Source organism: Vibrio harveyi, assembly GCF_030060435.1.
Taxonomy (GTDB): domain Bacteria; phylum Pseudomonadota; class Gammaproteobacteria; order Enterobacterales; family Vibrionaceae; genus Vibrio; species Vibrio harveyi.
This window is the reverse complement of the sequence record NZ_CP125876.1, coordinates 1,728,063-1,746,351: the sequence shown is the minus strand read 5'-3', so window position 1 is coordinate 1,746,351 and position 18,289 is coordinate 1,728,063. Positions and strand designations below refer to the sequence as shown.

Here is an 18,289-nt window from a genome sequence, read left to right as displayed (position 1 = left end):
TTTCAAGATTTGTCGTGTTAGTCTTGGCTCTTCTTTTTTGTGTGATAGTTTGCATAGCAATCCTTTCGTTATTTTGATTGCTTTCTGCGACAGGAATATATATGTCATTACGAGCAAAGCTAATATGGCCGATTCTCGCTTTCATCACGGTCATCTTTGTTACATCTCAAAGTTACACGTCATATAACACTTATCAGTCCGCCAAACATGAATTGGTCGAACAGACCAAAGTTCTGATCAATGATGCTTCTCACTCAATTAAAGATGCGCTTGCAACAAAGAACAAGCCAAAAGCGCAAACCATTTTGGCTGATCTGCTTAAGAAGCCAAACGTATCACGCGTAAAGCTTTACGACAAAGACAATAATCCATTTGCTGTATTTGCTTTGGATGGCTTTGCTGCACCTTCGCCGACAGTTAAAGAGCGAAGTCGTCTGCATGAAGTAGGATACGCACTATCTGCACACTTTCTGTACGTTTTTGAGCCTATTATTCACGAAGGACAAGTCATCGGATCGATTAGGGTGACGTTGTCACGAATTCCATTGTTCGAAGTACGAGATGCATTGCTACAAGACGGTGGGCTGTTCTTAGTCATTCTTTTAGCTGGTGGAGTTATGTTCTACTTTGGGGTTGAACGACGAGTTCTTCGTCCCATAGAGGAAGTCAATCGAGCGTTGCAAGATTTAGCTAACGGGCATCACCTTAGTGGAAGGATTCACCATAAATCAAAAGACGAGGTCGGTGCATTGGTCGCTTCTTTCAACTTTATGGTTGAAAAACAGCAGCGACTTGAAAAGCAGCGCAAACATAGCTTGGAAGTGCTAGAGCGCCGTAAGGTGTTCGCCGAAGAAGTGATTGATTCTATTCAGGATTCGTTAATAGTCACGGACAACTTAGGGAGAGTGATTCATTGTAATACTGCTACGCAACGTATTTTTGAACATACTTACCAAGGGATAGAAACGGCAAACATTTGCGATCTAATCCAGACCAAGACGCCAAACGAGCTTGGACAAATACTAAGCCGAGGGCTTGAATGTGATGATATCCACCTGGAAAGTGGTGAAGGGAAGCAACAGCTAAGTTTAACCAGCCGACGCTTAGCGAAAAACGGCTATATGCTTTTCGTAATTCAGGACATCACAGAGATTGAAGAAGCAATGAATCGCCAAAGAGTAGCGGGTCGTGTATTTGAAAGCAGTCAAGATGGCTTAGTGGTGTTGAACCACCAAGGTATTATTACCATGGTTAATCCAGCAGTGACGAAGCTCGTCGGTGTAGAAGCTGACCAATTAGTGGGTAAGCCGTTCATCAAATCAATTCGCTGGAGAAAGCTACAAGCTATGATGCCGAGCATTCAAGAATCTATTGAAAACTATGGTATGTGGCAAGGAGAAGTGATTGAGAAGAACCATCTAGGTCAACTCGTTCCAATGTTTGCAAAGGTTAATTGCATTAACAAGAGCGATGACCAAAACACTTATGACATGGTCATCATTCTAACCGACCTATCAAGTGCAAAAGAGATGGAGCGTTTGGAGTATCTTGCTCATCACGACGCCTTAACCGGGTTGGCAAATCGTTCTAAGTTCCACCTAGAGCTAGAAGAATTGGTACAAAGATCAGGCTATTTGCGCGACGAATTCGCGGTACTTTACTTGGATTTAGATGGCTTTAAGAATATCAATGACACTTATGGTCATGATGCAGGTGACGAAGTGCTCAAACAAGTGGCAGACCGGATGGCTGCGGCAACTCGACATAGCGATTTGATTGCTCGTTTATCGGGAGATGAATTTGTCATGTTGGTCAACCCAGCAAATCAGAAGGTCGTAACAAGGATTGCAGAACAGTTACTTGAAACGGTTTGTTCTCCAATTGAATACCGAGGCTCCCTGCTCAAAGTTGGCGTGAGCATTGGTGTGAAACTGGTTGGCGTTAACGAGCGTGACGCAACGCGTATTCTTAAGAGTGCCGATACAGCAATGTACCAAGCTAAGAAAGCAGGTAAAGGTCAAGCAATTTTAATGGGTTGCGAATCCCCAGAGACTGTTTAACTGTGGGCTAAAAACCTTTAGACTAGCCCGATTCGCGTCAGAAGGATATATAACATGAAAGTACTTGTTACGGGTGGTATGGGCTACATTGGCAGCCACACTTGTATTCAAATGATCGAAGCTGGTATGACGCCAGTGATCCTTGATAACCTATACAACAGCAAACCTACAGTGCTTGAGCGCATTGAAAAGGTTTGTGGTGCAAGACCTGAGTTTATTGAAGCGGACATCCGCGACAAAGCCGCGCTTGTTGAAGCAATGAGAGCGCACAACATTGAAGCTGTTATTCACTTCGCCGGTTTAAAAGCAGTGGGCGAGTCGGTAGAAAAACCGCTTGAGTACTACGATAACAACGTTAACGGTACGCTAGTGCTTGTTGATGCTATGCGTGAAGCAGGAGTTAAATCCATCGTATTTAGTTCTTCAGCGACAGTATATGGTGATCCTGCATCTGTGCCTATCACTGAAGACTTCCCAACTAGCGCAACTAACCCTTACGGCCGTAGTAAGTTAATGGTTGAAGAGTGTCTAACAGACTTCCAAAAAGCGAACCCAGATTGGAGTATTACGCTTCTCCGCTACTTCAACCCTGTTGGTTCTCATCCAACGGGTGAGCTAGGTGAAGATCCTCAAGGCATCCCAAACAACCTAATGCCTTTTGTCTCGCAAGTCGCAGTAGGTCGTCGTGAGTTTTTATCTGTGTTTGGTAGTGACTACCCAACAAAAGACGGTACTGGTGTGCGTGACTACATCCATGTAATGGACCTATCTGATGGTCATGTCGCCGCTCTTGAAAAAGTTGGCAATAAAGCTGGCCTGCATATTTACAACCTTGGTACCGGTAATGGTTATAGCGTTCTTGAAATGGTTAAAGCATTTGAAAACGCATCAGGCAAAGAAGTGCCGTTTAAGTTAGTTGATCGCCGCCCTGGTGATATCGCGGAATGTTGGGCTGACCCTTCAAAAGCTGCAAACGAACTTGGTTGGAAGGCTGAGCGCACGTTAGAAGAAATGACAGGTGATACTTGGCGTTGGCAGTCAAATAACCCTCAAGGTTACCCTGACGCTTAAAAAATCAAGTTTTACATATTAATAACAAAAAGGCGCACTTCTGCGCCTTTTTTGATCTAAATCGGAAAAATTCGTAAATTACTGGTTAAAAGGTAGCTTAGATAAATAGAACTGCTAAACTATGTCCGACTCTTAATTTAGGTCGTAAATTTTCTTAAGACTATCGGGGTAGTTCATGGAACTTGGTCTAATCATCGCTTTCATCGTGGCAGCAGCAATCATGGTGAAAAAAGAGATGGCAAAGCAGTAAGTTTTCATTTTTCATTCTTTTCTTAACATTTTTGAAATGAAAACGCGTAAAAAAGTCAGCATATTGCTGGCTTTTTTGTTTTTGTAGCGCAAGTTCTTCGTTTATGACTCATTTATCAATCATTTTCGCAATGTCGCTGCAGATAGTTAGCTTTGTTTGAAAGTGGAAAAACAAAAAAGCACCCAACTAAGCGGGTGCTTTACGAACAGTTTTATAAATTGATGTCACTTAGAACTGGTAATCTACAGAAATTGCCCAGTTACGACCCGGTAAGCTATGGAAGTCTTTGTTGTCCGTACTTTCGAGACCGCGAACATCTTGGTATGTCCAGTATTTCTTATCAAATGCATTGAGCAAGCCTGCTGTCAGCGTTAGGTCTTTGATAGGCATGTAATATGCGGTTAAGTCCATTACACCGTAACCTGCCGAATCAATTTGGTCATCACTAGACCAGTCGTCTTTCTTAGCTGCAAGCTTAAGAGACGCAAGACCGCCAAAATGATGCTCGACGTTGTCGTAACCTAAACCAAGTACAGAAGACAAAGGAGCGACACTATCTAGTGCTTTACCTGTTGTTTTATCTTCACCATCTAGGTATGTCACAGATACTTTCGTGTACATACCTTTAGGGGCGTCAAAAGCTTCATCTAGCAAAAGTGTAGAACTAAATTCAACACCAGAAATGTCGACTTCATCTCGGTTTACGATAGTGAAGCGGTCTTTGTTTGGATCGATTTTTGGTAGTTCTTCTGAGTCGATAAAGTCTTTGTACTGAGTGATAAAGCCTGTAAGTTCAAACTGCGCAAAGTTGTTTTGACCACGGAAGCCAATTTCGTAAGAAAGGCTTTTCTCAGCTTCTAAATCTGGGTTAGGAACGAATTCAGCACCAGTGTCGTATTCATAGTAAAGCTGCTCAACTGTAGGTGCCTTAAAGCCCTGACTGATTTGGGCAAAAGTACTTAGTTTGTCGTTAAGGTGGTAAACCGCGCCCAGTTTCCCAGTAAATGCGTCATTACTGTTCTTACCTCGTTCGGTAGTAAAGCCTGCGTCAGATGTTGGATCCGCTTCAAATGAATCGTAACGGATGCCCGCATTTAGTACTAATGTATCGTTAAGTAAGAATGCATTGTCTTGAAGGAAAATACCCCATTCGGTGACGGTGGCATCAGGGATTGTCGTTGAGCCAGGTTTACTAGTGCCATTGTCGTGGTAAATATCCACATTCGTTAGACTAAAATCTGTCACCACAGAATTTAGACCGTAGGTCAGTTCGTGAATTGCATTTCCGGTTGTGATTACCTTGTCGAACTGAGCATCAAACTGAAGTGACTCGTCTTCAGCTTGACGTAGGCGAGTGCGATCCCCGTTATAGCCAATGTAACCTAAATGGTCAGTGACATTAGCGAAGTTAGAGTTTTCGCTCTCTGTGACCTGATAATTAAGGTCTAATTTCATTGAGTCGAAAGCTGCATTTGCTTTAGTGAGTTCGTAGTTTACGCCATAACGCGTACGTGTCATTTCATCACTAGCTTTTGCGTTAGCATAAGTAACGCCAGGTCTTGGACCAAAATTAAGTGTGTAGTTGCCACGACGATCGTTTTCATCGTAGTTGTAGTTATAGCGCTCGAAGACAAAGCCAAGTTTGTTGACATCGTTAATGTTGTAATAAGCTTTTGCCAAAATGTTATTTAGATCTTTGTCTGCTGGGTTCTCAAGACCGCGTGCAGAACCATCAATGTCGGAACCATCACCGTAGGTTTCAAGCTCGCTGCCGGTAGAGTAAGTTCCCATCAATAGTGTTTCAAACTTGCCACGGCGCATTGCCCAAGTTAACGTGTTCTTGAATTGTTCGTCTGCAGAGAAGTAGCTCGATTTAATGCCAAAACGAGTCTCGTCACCGTCAGTTTTTAGAACGTCTGAAGGATCTTTTGTTTTAAGAACAACAACGCCACCCATTGCATCAGAGCCATATAGGGTAGAGGATGGACCCTTGTTAATCTCTATACTGGTCAGTGTGTCGAGTTCAATCGCGTTCGGATAAATTGCTTGAACCGCACCGCCACCTGGATTGAAAGGAGTAGCTTGCTGAACGCCATCAATCACAACTTTCACGCGGTCGCCTTCCATGCCGCGAATGTTAAAGCCCGAAATGCCAAAACGACCGGAAGTCGTTGCTTCCACTCCAGGGGTATATTGAACGGCATCATAAAGGTTCTTTGAAAGTGTGCGGTCAATATCTTTTGACGATACGGTCTCAACTGAAGCTGAAACATCATTAACGTTTTGTTCGGTACGAGTTGCAGAGACGACAACTTCATTGAAAGTTGAGCTTTCTTCTGCGTATGCGCCTTGTGATAGGGCAATGAGAATAGAGGCTGACAAAATTGATTTTTTATACATTGGCTTCAATACCTTAAATCCATAATAGGCAATAACAACGTGCGGTATCTTAGTTTATACAAATGGTAATTACTATCATTACTATTGTCATTTAGTGTTATTTTTGTCAATGGAAATTTGTGCTATGCGCAACCTAGTCTTTATTTATCAATCTGTTATATTGTTTAAAGTCATTTTCTAGTATAAATTTTTAAATACCACTACTGTGATTTAAATCACGCAAATAGGGAGCTATAGTGCAGAGCCCAATCACTTTAGAAGCACTTCATATCTTGGATGCTATTGATAGAAGAGGAAGTTTTGCTGCTGCTGCGAACGAATTAGATCGCGCGCCTTCTTCGCTTAGCTATCAAATTCAGAAACTGGAACAAGATCTCGATATCATCATTTTCGATCGTTCAGGTCACAAAGCACATTTCACAGAAGCCGGGAAGTTAATTCTTGAGCGTGGTAGGGCAATTCTGCAAGCTAGTGAGAAGCTTGTTAATGATGCAACGCTCCTGGCCAATGGCTGGGAACTTGATATTACGGTGGCTTTTGATGGAATTATTCCTATTTCAAATTTCTTCCCAATGGTAGATGCGCTATCTAACGTGAGTAGTACAAGGGTGAGGTTACAAGAAGAGATTCTTGCGGGAAGTTGGGAGTCGCTAAATACCGGAAGGGCAGACTTATTGATATGTCCGGCTCTCGATACACTTCCGCAAGATGTTAAGGCCGAAAAAATTGGTAAAATGAGTATGGTTTGGGTCGCCGCTTCTGATCATTATGTGCATAAACGAAGTGGGGATTTTGATGACAATGCCCGAGAAAAATATCGCGTTATTGCGATTGCTGATACGGCAAGAGAGCAGCCAGCGCTATCAATCAATGTAATGCAAAAACAGCCAAGACTCACAGTGACCAATTTCCCTGCCAAAGTTGAAGCACTAACTTCCGGGTTAGGTATTGGGACGCTACCAAGTCAAATCGCGGAACCTTTAATAGAGAGTGGCGTTCTTAAACGCATTGAAGGTACGGAAGAACAGCCAATTGATATTATTTTAGCGTGGCGCAGAAATACGATGGGCGAAGCCAAATCTTGGTGCGTACAATACCTTAAGAAAAATTGGCGTCTCAAATAAAAAAATCCCAGCATATGATGCTGGGATTTTTCGTTAAGAAGTGTGTTGATAACTAAAATTCGTACTTCGCTGTAATAGCCCAGTTACGGCCAGCTTGTGTTAGATCTTTATTCTCAGTTTTCATTCCGCTTACATCATTCCAACTGTAGTATTCTTCGTCTGCCACATTAAATACTCCCGCTCGCAGGGTGAGATCTTTAATTGGCTTGTAGTATGCAGTTACGTCAACAACGGTTGCTGAAGAAATTGGTAGGATGTCATCACCATTGATATCACTGCTGTCTTTCGACGCAGTGTAGTTAACCGTTAGTGAAGAACCCCAGTTTTGTTCAGAGTCGTAGTTGAAGCCAGCAACTAGATTCCATGGGTTAACACTGTTTAATGGATCGTTGTTTCCGTCTTCACCTTCAGTATAGGCTGCAGCAACTCGAGAACTAAAGCCTTTTACTGGCATGAATTTATCCCAAGACAGTTGGTTGGAAAATTCAATACCTTTGATTGTTGCTTTACCAATGTTCACGGATTGGTAAACCGCAGGGTCGATACCTGGAATGAAGCTGCCTGAAACTTGTTGTCGCTCGATAAAGTTATCGTAGTCACTGTAGAATACCGCGACTTCACTGCTTGAAATATCGTTGTTGTGGCGCCAGCCAAACTCGTAAGAAATGCTTTCTTCTGCTTTCAAGTCTGGGTTTGGTTTGTTTATGTAACCGTGCATCGGGTTACCAAACGAGTAATACAGCTCTTGAAAATCAGGTGCGCGGAAACCTTGGCTTATCTGGGCAAACAAACGGTGTTGTCCGTTTAGTTTGTAGATCGTGCCTAAACGAGCAGTAAACGCGGAGTCAGAGAACTTTTTGTATTCGTTATCAGGGTTACCACTTGGGTTGTCGCTAGCGTTGCCTGGATCGGTTTCGAATGAGTCGTAACGAACACCAGGAGTAATGATGAAGTTGCCGACGGTAATCTCGTCTTGTAGGAAGACTCCGTAACGACGTTCACTTGCCGAAGGGATGTAGAAGATCTCTTTATCCGTCCCAGCGCTATTGAACTCTTTGTTTATGTTCTTAATGTCTTTATCTAAGTAAGACGCACCATAAACAATGTAATGTTCAGTGTTACCAAGCGTTAGGTACTTATCTAACTGCATGTCGAACTGGAAGCCTTCATCGCTGTAGGTGTAATCTTTGCGTTGATTGTTCAAGCCTTTGACACGATGTGTTATGCCAGTTTCGTCTTTACTTAAGTAATCTAGTTGCCACGTTAATGTGTCAGCAATTGATGCTTGAGCATCCCAAATATGCTTAATACCGACTTGATATTGTTCAGTTGTATCTTCGCTTCGTCCATCCGTGTAGCCATCATATGATTGAATGCCATCACCTTCATTGCGAATGTAGTTACCGCTAAATTCAAGTCTATGTGCTTCGTTTAACTGATATTGTAATTTCACTAAAAGGTTATTGGCAGAGGTATCGGCATCCGCTAAATCACCAAAGTTATCAAGCTCGCTACCATCACGGCGAGTGTAAGCAACTAAAGACTCAAGGTCCCCGGTTTTGTTTGCAAGAGCTACCGATTCGCTGAATGTATTGTCTTCTGAAGAGTAGTTAAATTTCGCATGACCACCAAAATCACGACCCTTTAAGAAGTCCGAAGGGTCTTTCGTTTCGAAAGCTACAATGCCACCAATTGCGTCAGAACCATGCAAAGATGATGCTGCACCTTTTACGATTTCCACTGCTTTAACAAGATCGGTGTCAACTTCAACACGAGAAGAGTTAATAAAGTTATTGCCTGAATCGAACTGGTTACCTTGAGCAACACCATCAACTAGAACTTTAATTCGGTTGCCTTCGATACCACGAATGTTGATACCTTGAACACCTTGTCGGGCATTCGTCTCGACGGTAACTCCTGGCGTGTATTTAAATAGATCATCAAGACCGGTAATCATGCCATCTTCGATGTCTTGGTCTGTGACGACTGCAACTGACGCAGCAGTATCCTCGATTTGGCTATTTGTACGTGTCGCAGTAACAACGACTTCGTTAAAAGTTGAGTGTTCTTCTGCTTGTGCACCGTGAGCTAGAGCTAATAAAATTGATGCTGACAGAATTGATTTTTTATACATTGGTTCTAACACCTTATATCCATGATAGGCAATAACAACGGGCGATATATTATTTCACGCAAATGATAATTACTATCATTATTGTTATCACTAAGGTGGTGGTTAGGTATGTAAGAGAAATGACCTTTTTGTATTTAGTACATAAAATTCAACAAGATAGCTTTTTATGACATAAGCTCGACGATAAGTTCTATAAAATTAGCAAATGAGATGTCGGTCACGTAAATTGCAGTTTGATGAAAAAGTAGGTATGCGCCAGTGTGATTTATTGGTGTTTACGTATTGTTGTAGTGTATGGGCTGTGGCGGTAGTTATGCATGATTTGCGATTGGTTTATTATTTTATGAAATGTTTACTCAGGTTACCCAACAAAGTCTGAAGTTAGGAGAATAGGTAGGGCTGAAAACTTACAGCCCAAATCTTTGCTTTATCAGATATCATTTTCGTTTGAGTGGTAACACCATATCTGCAGTGCCATCTGCAAATTGTACGTCCAACTCAAATCCTAAACTTTGTGCGAGTGACAGCATGCCTCGATTGGTTGGCATTGTCATTCCGGAAATCTGCTTGGTGCCTTTTGCTTGGCAGTAACTAATGATTTTTTGCATCAGTACTTTGCCCAGACCTTTACCCTTTAAATCTGATCGGACCAAAATCGCAAACTCTGCATCACTATTATCCGGTGTTATCAGAGCACGAGATACACCAATAATGGAAGGTCCATTATCATCAAAGGCAACAGCAACAAATGCCATTTCACGGTCGTAATCAATTTGGGTTAAATTTGCGAGTGCCTCATGATTGAACTCCCCAACATCGGAGAAAAACCGATTGTAGAGATCTTCTTTAGATACGCTATTTATAAATTGAGCGTGAATTGGCTCATCCTCAGGAAGAATTGGGCGCAACAGAATAGGTTGCCCGTCACGTAATGTCACCGTCTCAACAAACTCTGCGGGGAAAGGACGAATAGCTAAGCGTTCCTGCGCATCTCCATGGTACTTTTTGAGTGTCACGTCTGCGTCGATTATGGTTAATTCACTACCTGATACCAATACTGGATGTATATCCAGGCTTTCTATTTCTGGTAGTTCAACCGCCATTTGAGATATGCGAACCAGAAACTTTGACAGTTCGTTCACATCAATCGCGTCTTTATGCTTTTGCAAGCGAACTTTCCCTGATTTCAACGCAATTACCACTAAATAACGAGCTAGGTTCATATTCAGTGGTGGCAATGCCGCAACCGCATCTTGAGTGATGTTCCAATCTGAGCCTCCTTGTCCGAGCAAAATCACTGGACCGAATACTTTATCAACCGCGATGCTAATTCTGAGCTCCTCAGCGCTACCTAGTTTCGCCATTCCTTGGACCAACAACCCTTGTAGGTTCGCCGCTGGATAGCTCAGCTTTGCGGTGTCGAGAATGGCTTGCGCGGCGCTAGATACCTCTTGGCTATTACGCAAATTGAGTGCAACACCATGTACATCAGACTTATGAGGAATATCGGGAGAGCGAAGCTTTACCGCGACCGGGTAGCCAATATTTTCCGCCATATGGACCGCTTCAGTAACTTCAGAAGCGATCCAAGTCGGAAGAATATTAAAGCCAAACTGTTCAAACAAAGGGCTGGTTTGATGCGTATCCAGCATTACTGTTTGTTTGTCCAGTAATTGTTCGTTTACCCATTCACGAGCTGAACTCACGCTACCGGAGTGTAAAGGTTCAGCGGTTGTTGGAGTTTCCATCAATTGTTTTTGATTTCGTCGGTATTCGACCAAATGCATGTAAGCAACGACAGCACTTTCAGGTGTTCTATAAGTTGGAATGCCCGCACGTGTAAAGGCTAGCCGAGCCTCTCTCGATGTCTGCTCACCAGACCAATTGGTTAATATATTGAAATGCTTATGTCGGGGATGAGCTTGAATTGCTTCAATCACAGCGTTCGCGGTTTCTAATGAATCCGACACCGCTGAAGGGCTATGCATTATTAAGATGGCATCAGCGCAGTCTCCGTTCATCAGCGCGTTTATGGTATCGACATAACGTTTCTTTGTTGCATCTCCTGCAAGATCAATAGGGTTAACACCACGCCAACTAACAGGCAATGCGGACTTTAGTTGTTCGACAGACTCTTCATTTAACGTTGCGAGCTTGCCGCCTCTTTCAAATAGAGTATCGACTGCCATGATTGCAGGACCGCCGCCATTGGTTACGATAGCCAGGCGTTCGCCTCGAAGCGGAACCGAATGTGTCAACGTTTCTACTGCCGCAAATAACTCGTGCGTATTACCCACACGCAGCATACCCGTTCTTCTTATCGCAGAATCGTAGATAACATCCAATGAATCAGTGTTGCCATCGCTAAATGGGCGAGCTTGTGATGACCTACCAGCTTTGAGAACCAAGATACGACGGTTTCGTGACGCTGCACGTGCTGCTGACATAAAGCGTCGAGCATCTTTAATTGAATCAACATAAAGAAGAATGGCTTCGGTCTTTGCATCCATGCTTAAATAATCAAGCAGTTCTGCAAAGTCGATGTCTTGCCCTTGACCGATTGAGATAAAAGAAGAAAAACCAATATTCTTGTCGTTTGCCCAATCAAGAACCGTGGTACACACTGCAGCGGATTGAGAGATGAACGCAATTTTACCCGGTTGCGCTGCCACGGGAGAAAAGGAGCAGTTGAAGTTATGCCAAGGAAGAACTATCCCGAGGCTATTTGGCCCTAAGACTCTTATGTTTAGATCAGAGAAATCGATACTTTCAACGTCATCTGAAATGACGATGGCAAACTCCGTGCCGCGCTGATCTAATTCAACAAGCAGTTGTTTATTGCGTGACACATTGGTACAAAGAATGGCGATATCTGGGGTATAGGGCAGGGAGGCGACGTTAGGGTATGCGATAACACCAGATACAGACTTATATTTCGGTGTCACGGGCATGATTGCACCACCGAACCCGCTTTGAAGAAGATTCCGCATTACTATTTGTCCTGCGCGTAACTCTTTTTGAGAGGCGCCGATTACCGCAACAGAATTAGGTTTGAAGAGTTTTTGTAATTTATTCATTCTTTCTCCTTGGCCTCTTACGCCTAGAACGGTTGGTCACTCCTCATACAATCATAAACGAATAAGCATCTCTTTAAATATGGACAAAGCAGACATTGGCTCAAAAGTGAGCCAAGCGTACAGAGTTTGTGTCACTCATCACATGAAAATCACAGTTTATTGTGTTTGGTGCTTGATAAAATGACCTGCTATCGGCATGATTTATCGTAATATTTATTTAGAGCGTTTGTTACTCCATGAAAAAAATCGCAATCATCGGCTTATCAGTACTGCTTTCTGCTTGTGCTTCGGAAACTTACATCACAGATGTAACCTCAGAAAGCTACCGTGAGGACTACCAAACTCCTTCAGTTTCAAAACCTATTATGTCGTCTGAAAGCGCTGTAGTAGAGAAAGACGTAGAACCAACAGTTGTTAAAATGACTGCGAAGCCTGAAGAGAAAAAGGTAGTTAAGTTGACACCGAAAGAGCAGGTAAAACCAGTTAAGATCGTACCGCCAAGCAAGAAACAAGCGGGTATCCAGCGTTTTGGTTATACCATTCAAGTTGTCGCGGTTGGAAGCCAAGCTAAAGTGGATCAGTTCGCTCGCCAGCTTCCTCAAAATGGTCAGCCAATTTGGGAAAACTACAAAGTAGTGAACGGTACTAAGTGGTTCTCGGTACTTTACGGTGACTACGCAACAAGTGCAGAAGCAAAGCAGGCAATTTCTTCTCTGCCTGGTCATTTTCAACAGCTTAAGCCATTTGTGAAGAGTATCGATGCCATTAAGAACTCGGCATATCCTACGCTTAATAAGCTAAATTAATTTACGAAGAGAAGGGAGCGAAATGCTCCCTTCTTTTTTGGTCAAATCCTATTCGAACAGCATTCCTCACAGTAAAATAACTGTACGTTACTACTCAAAGGTTTATCATACTGAATAGTATCTTTTGGAGATCACGGAAAGATTGATTCATGATTAAAAATATCCTTTTACTATGCGGTGGCGGCTCTTCTGAGCACGAAATTTCACTGTTATCTGCTAATTTTGTTGAGCAGCAGCTAAACCTCATCGAAAACGTGAACGTTACGCGTGTAGAAATTAAAAATGAAGGTTGGGTGACTAACCAAGGTGAGTTGGTTTACTTAGATCTCAACACCAAAAAATTGTGTTCTGACAACTTAAGCTTAGAAGTCGATTTCATTGTCCCTTGTATCCATGGTTTTCCTGGCGAAACCGGTGATATCCAGTCTATGTTCGAAATCGCAGGCATTCCATATTTAGGTTGTGGACCAGAAGCAAGCAGTAACAGCTTCAACAAAATTACTTCGAAACTATGGTACGACGCGATTGGCATCCCAAATACACCTTACTTATTCTTGACTCGTAACGACGAGCAAGCTCATGCGCAAGCATTACAAGCGTTTGATAAATGGGGTAAAGTTTTTGTCAAAGCTGCACGACAAGGTTCATCTGTTGGCTGTTACAGCGTCACTGAAAAGAATGGTGTAATTCAAGCCGTTAACGATGCATTTGGCTACTCTGAGCAAGTTTTAGTTGAAAAGTCTGTGAAGCCGCGTGAGCTAGAAGTCGCAGCGTACGAAATGAATGGTCAACTGTTCATTACTAAGCCCGGAGAGGTCATTGCTCCAGATGGCGCGTTTTATTCTTATGATGAGAAGTACAGCAGTTCAAGCCACTCTTTGACAGAGGTTGAAGCAAAGAACTTAACAGCAGAACAAGTTAAAGCGATTCAAGCTGCTTCTGAAACCGTCTTTAAACAGATGAATCTGCGTCACTTATCTCGCATCGACTTCTTCTTAACAGAAGATGATGAGATTTATCTGAATGAAGTCAACACCTTCCCAGGTATGACTCCAATCTCTATGTTCCCTAAAATGCTGCAGAACAACGGTCACAAGTTCCACGAGTTTTTAGCAGATTGTATTAATACTGCAATCTAAATAACGTTACCGTCGTTTGTTTTGTGGTAGAAATAGGCATAACTGAGCGATATAACAACATTAATGTTTGATTATTGCTCAGTTGTAATTATGATTGTAAAAAAGCACTAAATAGATGGCTCAGTGGTATGGCAATTTCAAATTATAGAGGTTTTAACCTGCAATCAGGCGGACCTGATGGTAGCGTTTGGAAGGTAAAAATCAAAAACCACGTTTTACAAGGCAGTTTGACGGCGGTAAAAAAGAGCATAGATTGGTGGTGCGACACCGCGTCTATTATTGATCCAAAAGAGTTTGCAACTTTAGGTCAACGCGCACAAAGCACTAACAGTCCACAAACTGAAATATTTAACGGCTACACGATAAAGAACGACACTGGCGAGCCAAACGCTTGGTATTGTATGTTCAATGGCAAACTGATCAAAGGCGGCAAAGCTGCGATTCAGCGCCATATCGAAGCGTATTTAGTTGCAAAACAGAAAGCGCTACAAGCTCAACAACAAAAGAAATAAGAATATGACACTCGTATATTCAACAGAAACTGGTCGAATCAAACCTGAAGAAGAGAAGATCGAACGTCCTAAAGGTGATGGTATTGTTCGCATTCAACGCCAAACTAAAGGTCGTAAAGGCAAAGGCGTTTGTATCGTAACTGGTTTAGATTTGGATGACGCGCCATTAAAACTACTGGCAGCTGAACTGAAAAAAGTTTGCGGCTGTGGTGGCTCAGTGAAAGATGGAAGCATTGAAATTCAAGGAGATGCGCGTGATAAGATTAAAGCGCACCTTGAAAAGAAAGGCATGACAGTCAAGTTAGCCGGCGGTTAATAGTATAAAAGAAGCCCTATGAGGGCTTCTTTTTTTTTAATATCCAGGGATGCAATCTCAGTAGATAATCAATATTGAATACTGACTAGAACTCATACTTTTCTAAAAATCAAAGAGTGTGCTAATAGCAGAGCAAGCAATCGCAGATTGATAGAACCATATTAGCTATTTTATGGTAAATCGCGGTTATGTTTAATGACACTCATAAAAAGCCTCATATTTTAAAATCTGAGAGGGATAGGAGCCCAAACGAAGAAAGAATTGGCGTACGTTGATATTCTATTTAACATAACACATATAATGCGCATCAAGGGTGTAAGCCCAAAGCGATAATGTCCTAATATTTCCAAGTGAATCTGTCCTATGTTTGCTTGGAGGTATTTAGGATGTTAGTTACGATGAACGATCATGAATTGCAACGTTTCTCCATTATCCAAGATGTGTTAAACAATAAGTTAAAGCGCCGAGATGCCACATCCATTCTTGGAATAAGCTACCGACACTTGTCTCGCATACTTAAAGCTTTTAAGGAACTTGGCGTTGAATCCCTAGCTCATGGCAACCGCGGTAGACCTTCGAGCAATCGCATCAGCGATGACACCAAACTCCACGTAACCAAACCAACCGTTGTTCGTTGGCTTGATGGCACTATGCCTGTTAATCCAATGGCAGAAAAACTTCTACTCATCAAATCACTTGGCTACTTGCCCAATGATATTCGTTGGTCTGGTTTTCGTGTTTGTGAGCAACGAGCGATTATCATCACGCCGTCTGGTCGTGAGTTTAGCCCTAAAGAGTTGGAAAGTTTTGTGTTCTGGCGTGACGGACATCGCCAGCTAGTTGAGAGATTTGGGCATATAGACCAACCTAAGGTCTATCCTGCTAAAGAAAACGTTTTGCCGTTTAAAGGCGGCCGTCGAATGAAAACCGCCGAATGGATACCTAGTAAGAAAAGAAGTTAACGCTCTTTTAGTTCGTCGAGTCTAATGTGTGTTTGAGGGTTTTCTAACACAGCACCAATAGAAGCTACCATGTCTATTTGATTCTCAACCCCATAGACGTGCTGACCATCTATGATGGTGAATGGAAATCCGTCTTCATTTTGCTTTATTTTGAATAACTCAACATGCACATCGCCTGAACGCACTTCAACGATATGATATCCAGTCGCATCTTTTCCGCCGAAAGGACTCAGATAAAGTAAACTAGCCGATGAGCTATGAAACTCTTTGACAAAATTTACGTTAATATCGACGCCTAAAAATGCAGATAATTCTTTCTCCAAAGAACGCCACACAAGTTGTATTTCGGCTTTTGCTATATTAACTTTTTGAGCAGCTTGGCTACCTACATTAAGGTTCCGAGTAAAATTTAAGCCCATTAATGACTCCTTAAGGTCTTGTTATCTCGCAAATAATTGGCAAGTGATCGATAAAACACAACTTGCTGCAATAGTCCGCAAATAAGCTATCGTCGTAAATTACATGTGTTCTAGGTTCATTCAAGTGCCAATAGCCTTCTTTTAAGAAGTTTCCTGAGAATACCATTTGGTCGTACGAATGCCACATAGTTCCTGCAAATTGTTTGAATCTATGAGTTCCTGACCTATATGATTTGGTTTCTTCACTATGTGAGTATAGATGCTCGGAAACCATTGTTCGCCAAAACGGGTTGTAAAAAAAATCGGTTGGGTATTTCTGCACTGCATCTAAGCAGCGGGTGGCGTTCAAATGAGTAGTGAGAGAGTCATCATATGGGTTGTCGTTAAAATCTCCCATAACTACCACGTAATCGTCGTTTCTAATGTACTCTTGAGAAGATTCAAACACTAACCTTGCAGAAGCCTCCCTTTTCTCTTTACCTTCCGAACGTAACCTACTTGCCCAATGGCATAGGTAGACATAGATTGGCTTTTTATCATGAATGCTATCTACTCTTATTAGTTGTCCTGCTTTTACTGTATTCCCAGTAATAATTTTGGATAAATCGTGTTGGAACTCAACGCCAAGCTTTGCTGTGTTGTAGATTACAGCAACGTCATACCGTGTGCGTTGAATTTTATTCGTCAAATCTAACACTCTGTAATGAGGGAAAATATCCCTTAATCGCCTGGTGATATGTAGTACGTCATCGCTAGATAGTTCGCACAAGGCGATTAGGTCACATGACTTCCTCAAGATTAATTCTACTATGTGAGTTGTCAGCTTTTCGTATTGAGCGTCATCAACCGTGGATGATTTGCTTTTGACTGCTGGGGATAGACCTGTATTCCACCAACAGAATCGTAAATGATATATCAGCACGATGCTAAACTCATAAAAATAAAGTGGAATTTACCGCAATGCCAACGGGTTTTGCAACAAAATGCCGCGCCTTTCATACGAAAAGTGCGGCTATCCGTAACTTAGTTGCCTTTAGTTTGCTCTCTCGGTTCTTGATTGTTTCTAACCCAATCAACACCAACACCTTGTCTTTGCCCCGTGCTTCCACCGCCAGTTTGGTTTGGAGAGCTTGGCGCACTCGTTTGCTTTTCGTTTTGAGACATAAATGATCCTTGTTTTTTTAAGATAGTTTTGTGATTAAAATTAAAAACAACGTAGGTAAAAAAGTTACACCTGCCCGATAAATGTATCGATATGCGGCTTCTATGAGTTTTTCTTTTTTTCGCATTGCAATTCGATGTAGCTCTATGATTTCGGCATATATTTCTATGATATCGGAATCCAAACCTTCATCACTGCGTGTCAAAAATAAAGTTGCTTCTTTGGTGAGCCTTAATGCAGGAACATCTGTCACTTTTATTGCTCGAACTAAATAAAACCATGAGGAAACCAGACATGCAGATAGTAAAAAAAGCATAAAAACTATTACACACTGCATAGGACTTTCTGGCGGGAAGAAATCTTTAAAAAACGATGAGACTACAGTGATCAAAAGACCAAACATAATTGATACAAAGCTTAAAAACTTTGTTGCTTTAGAATCTAGAGATTCAAATCTTTTGAACTCGTAGGTTAAGCTAAATTTTGCATATTCATGGGCAACTTCGCGCACTTAATTACTTATCCGCATACCTGACTTAATAAAAGCATTGTATGCGTAACCTTTCTTAAAAAGAAGAGTTATTTAAGACGCTACTTTTGTAGTTGAGAAAGCCGAACCCCATCGCTAAGGTTCGGCTTTTTGTAGGCTTCTTGATTTTGGTGGACTTCGATGGAAACAAGCTTAGAAGCCTGTCTAGGTAGTTCAACCTGCCAAATGTATTGGCTCCCTGCCCGTTGTTGGAATCCTCTTTGACTCTGAGCGAAAAGACTAAGCAACCAATTGAAGCTAACTCCCTACCCATCTAACGCTCTGTTAACAAAGGTACATTTAGAATTACTGCTCCTTACTATTCCTT

At 42.1% G+C, this 18,289-nt stretch carries 14 protein-coding genes and 2 pseudogenes; 9 read left to right on the top strand and 7 right to left on the bottom strand.

What is annotated here, in order from left to right; translation table 11 throughout:
* The first annotated feature begins 101 nt into the window (after nt 1-101).
* Together QMY49_RS24360 and galE are read left to right on the top strand one after the other, a co-directional pair.
* On the top strand, nt 102-2,060 hold the full coding sequence (locus QMY49_RS24360) for a diguanylate cyclase domain-containing protein (RefSeq protein ID WP_017819611.1): 1,959 nt from the start codon (nt 102-104) through the stop codon (nt 2,058-2,060).
* Nucleotides 2,061-2,114: 54 nt separating this feature from the next.
* Nucleotides 2,115-3,131 (top strand): UDP-glucose 4-epimerase GalE, encoded by a 1,017-nt coding sequence (gene galE / locus QMY49_RS24355; RefSeq protein WP_005451787.1) that lies wholly within the window; start codon nt 2,115-2,117, stop codon nt 3,129-3,131.
* A 478-nt stretch (nt 3,132-3,609) separates the two neighbouring features.
* Here the strand turns inward: galE and QMY49_RS24350 are convergent, their stop codons facing one another.
* Nucleotides 3,610-5,781, bottom strand: a complete 2,172-nt coding sequence (locus QMY49_RS24350) for a TonB-dependent hemoglobin/transferrin/lactoferrin family receptor (RefSeq protein WP_283314933.1) — start codon at nt 5,779-5,781, stop codon at nt 3,610-3,612.
* 236 nt (nt 5,782-6,017) lie between these two features.
* Between QMY49_RS24350 and QMY49_RS24345 the strand changes: the two genes are divergently transcribed.
* A complete protein-coding gene (locus QMY49_RS24345; RefSeq protein ID WP_029789342.1) occupies nt 6,018-6,905 on the top strand; it encodes a LysR family transcriptional regulator in 888 nt (295 codons plus the stop codon).
* A 52-nt stretch (nt 6,906-6,957) separates the two neighbouring features.
* Here the strand turns inward: QMY49_RS24345 and QMY49_RS24340 are convergent, their stop codons facing one another.
* Together QMY49_RS24340 and QMY49_RS24335 are read right to left on the bottom strand one after the other, a co-directional pair.
* Nucleotides 6,958-9,039, bottom strand: coding sequence for a TonB-dependent hemoglobin/transferrin/lactoferrin family receptor (locus tag QMY49_RS24340; RefSeq protein WP_283314929.1), 2,082 nt, complete (start codon nt 9,037-9,039; stop codon nt 6,958-6,960).
* 437 nt (nt 9,040-9,476) lie between these two features.
* Nucleotides 9,477-12,116, bottom strand: a complete 2,640-nt coding sequence (locus tag QMY49_RS24335) for a bifunctional acetate--CoA ligase family protein/GNAT family N-acetyltransferase (protein WP_283314926.1) — start codon at nt 12,114-12,116, stop codon at nt 9,477-9,479.
* Between the two features lie 236 nt (nt 12,117-12,352).
* Between QMY49_RS24335 and QMY49_RS24330 the strand changes: the two genes are divergently transcribed.
* The 6 genes and pseudogenes from QMY49_RS24330 to QMY49_RS24305 form a co-directional block, all read left to right on the top strand.
* A complete protein-coding gene (locus QMY49_RS24330; RefSeq protein ID WP_005451792.1) occupies nt 12,353-12,922 on the top strand; it encodes an SPOR domain-containing protein in 570 nt (189 codons plus the stop codon).
* Between the two features lie 149 nt (nt 12,923-13,071).
* Nucleotides 13,072-14,061, top strand: coding sequence for a D-alanine--D-alanine ligase (locus tag QMY49_RS24325; RefSeq protein ID WP_283314923.1), 990 nt, complete (start codon nt 13,072-13,074; stop codon nt 14,059-14,061).
* Between the two features lie 128 nt (nt 14,062-14,189).
* Nucleotides 14,190-14,573 (top strand): DUF3319 domain-containing protein, encoded by a 384-nt coding sequence (locus QMY49_RS24320; protein ID WP_005451794.1) that lies wholly within the window; start codon nt 14,190-14,192, stop codon nt 14,571-14,573.
* Between the two features lie 4 nt (nt 14,574-14,577).
* Complete coding sequence (gene yciH, locus QMY49_RS24315; protein ID WP_009696673.1) at nt 14,578-14,889, top strand: stress response translation initiation inhibitor YciH; 312 nt, start codon at nt 14,578-14,580, stop codon at nt 14,887-14,889.
* A gap of 386 nt (nt 14,890-15,275) precedes the next feature.
* Nucleotides 15,276-15,479 (top strand): annotated as a pseudogene (locus tag QMY49_RS24310) (helix-turn-helix domain-containing protein); the annotation flags it as partial.
* A gap of 18 nt (nt 15,480-15,497) precedes the next feature.
* Nucleotides 15,498-15,851: pseudogene (locus QMY49_RS24305) on the top strand (phage protein); the annotation flags it as partial.
* Here the strand turns inward: QMY49_RS24305 and QMY49_RS24300 are convergent.
* The 4 genes from QMY49_RS24300 to QMY49_RS24285 form a co-directional block, all read right to left on the bottom strand.
* Complete coding sequence (locus QMY49_RS24300; RefSeq protein ID WP_256901556.1) at nt 15,848-16,270, bottom strand: hypothetical protein; 423 nt, start codon at nt 16,268-16,270, stop codon at nt 15,848-15,850. The pseudogene QMY49_RS24305 and the gene QMY49_RS24300 overlap by 4 nt on opposite strands.
* 10 nt (nt 16,271-16,280) lie before the next feature.
* Nucleotides 16,281-17,192 (bottom strand): endonuclease/exonuclease/phosphatase family protein, encoded by a 912-nt coding sequence (locus tag QMY49_RS24295; RefSeq protein WP_256901555.1) that lies wholly within the window; start codon nt 17,190-17,192, stop codon nt 16,281-16,283.
* Between the two features lie 101 nt (nt 17,193-17,293).
* Nucleotides 17,294-17,434, bottom strand: coding sequence for a hypothetical protein (locus QMY49_RS24290; RefSeq protein WP_256901554.1), 141 nt, complete (start codon nt 17,432-17,434; stop codon nt 17,294-17,296).
* A gap of 17 nt (nt 17,435-17,451) precedes the next feature.
* Nucleotides 17,452-17,943, bottom strand: coding sequence for a hypothetical protein (locus QMY49_RS24285; RefSeq protein WP_283314914.1), 492 nt, complete (start codon nt 17,941-17,943; stop codon nt 17,452-17,454).
* Between the last annotated feature and the right edge of the window lie 346 nt (nt 17,944-18,289).

What these genes read in the sequence shown, in the direction of transcription:
- QMY49_RS24340 (WP_283314929.1), bottom strand. Translation starts at nt 9,039, where the DNA reads ATGTATAAAAAATCAATTCTGTCAGCATCAATTTTATTAGCTCTAGCT.
- QMY49_RS24330 (WP_005451792.1), top strand. Translation starts at nt 12,353, where the DNA reads ATGAAAAAAATCGCAATCATCGGCTTATCAGTACTGCTTTCTGCTTGT.
- QMY49_RS24325 (WP_283314923.1), top strand. Translation starts at nt 13,072, where the DNA reads ATGATTAAAAATATCCTTTTACTATGCGGTGGCGGCTCTTCTGAGCAC.
- yciH (WP_009696673.1), top strand. Translation starts at nt 14,578, where the DNA reads ATGACACTCGTATATTCAACAGAAACTGGTCGAATCAAACCTGAAGAA.
- QMY49_RS24320 (WP_005451794.1), top strand. Translation starts at nt 14,190, where the DNA reads ATGGCAATTTCAAATTATAGAGGTTTTAACCTGCAATCAGGCGGACCT.
- QMY49_RS24300 (WP_256901556.1), bottom strand. Translation starts at nt 16,270, where the DNA reads ATGGGCTTAAATTTTACTCGGAACCTTAATGTAGGTAGCCAAGCTGCT.
- galE (WP_005451787.1), top strand. Translation starts at nt 2,115, where the DNA reads ATGAAAGTACTTGTTACGGGTGGTATGGGCTACATTGGCAGCCACACT.
- QMY49_RS24290 (WP_256901554.1), bottom strand. Translation starts at nt 17,434, where the DNA reads ATGTCTCAAAACGAAAAGCAAACGAGTGCGCCAAGCTCTCCAAACCAA.
- QMY49_RS24350 (WP_283314933.1), bottom strand. Translation starts at nt 5,781, where the DNA reads ATGTATAAAAAATCAATTTTGTCAGCCTCTATTCTCATTGCCCTATCA.
- QMY49_RS24335 (WP_283314926.1), bottom strand. Translation starts at nt 12,116, where the DNA reads ATGAATAAATTACAAAAACTCTTCAAACCTAATTCTGTTGCGGTAATC.
- QMY49_RS24360 (WP_017819611.1), top strand. Translation starts at nt 102, where the DNA reads ATGTCATTACGAGCAAAGCTAATATGGCCGATTCTCGCTTTCATCACG.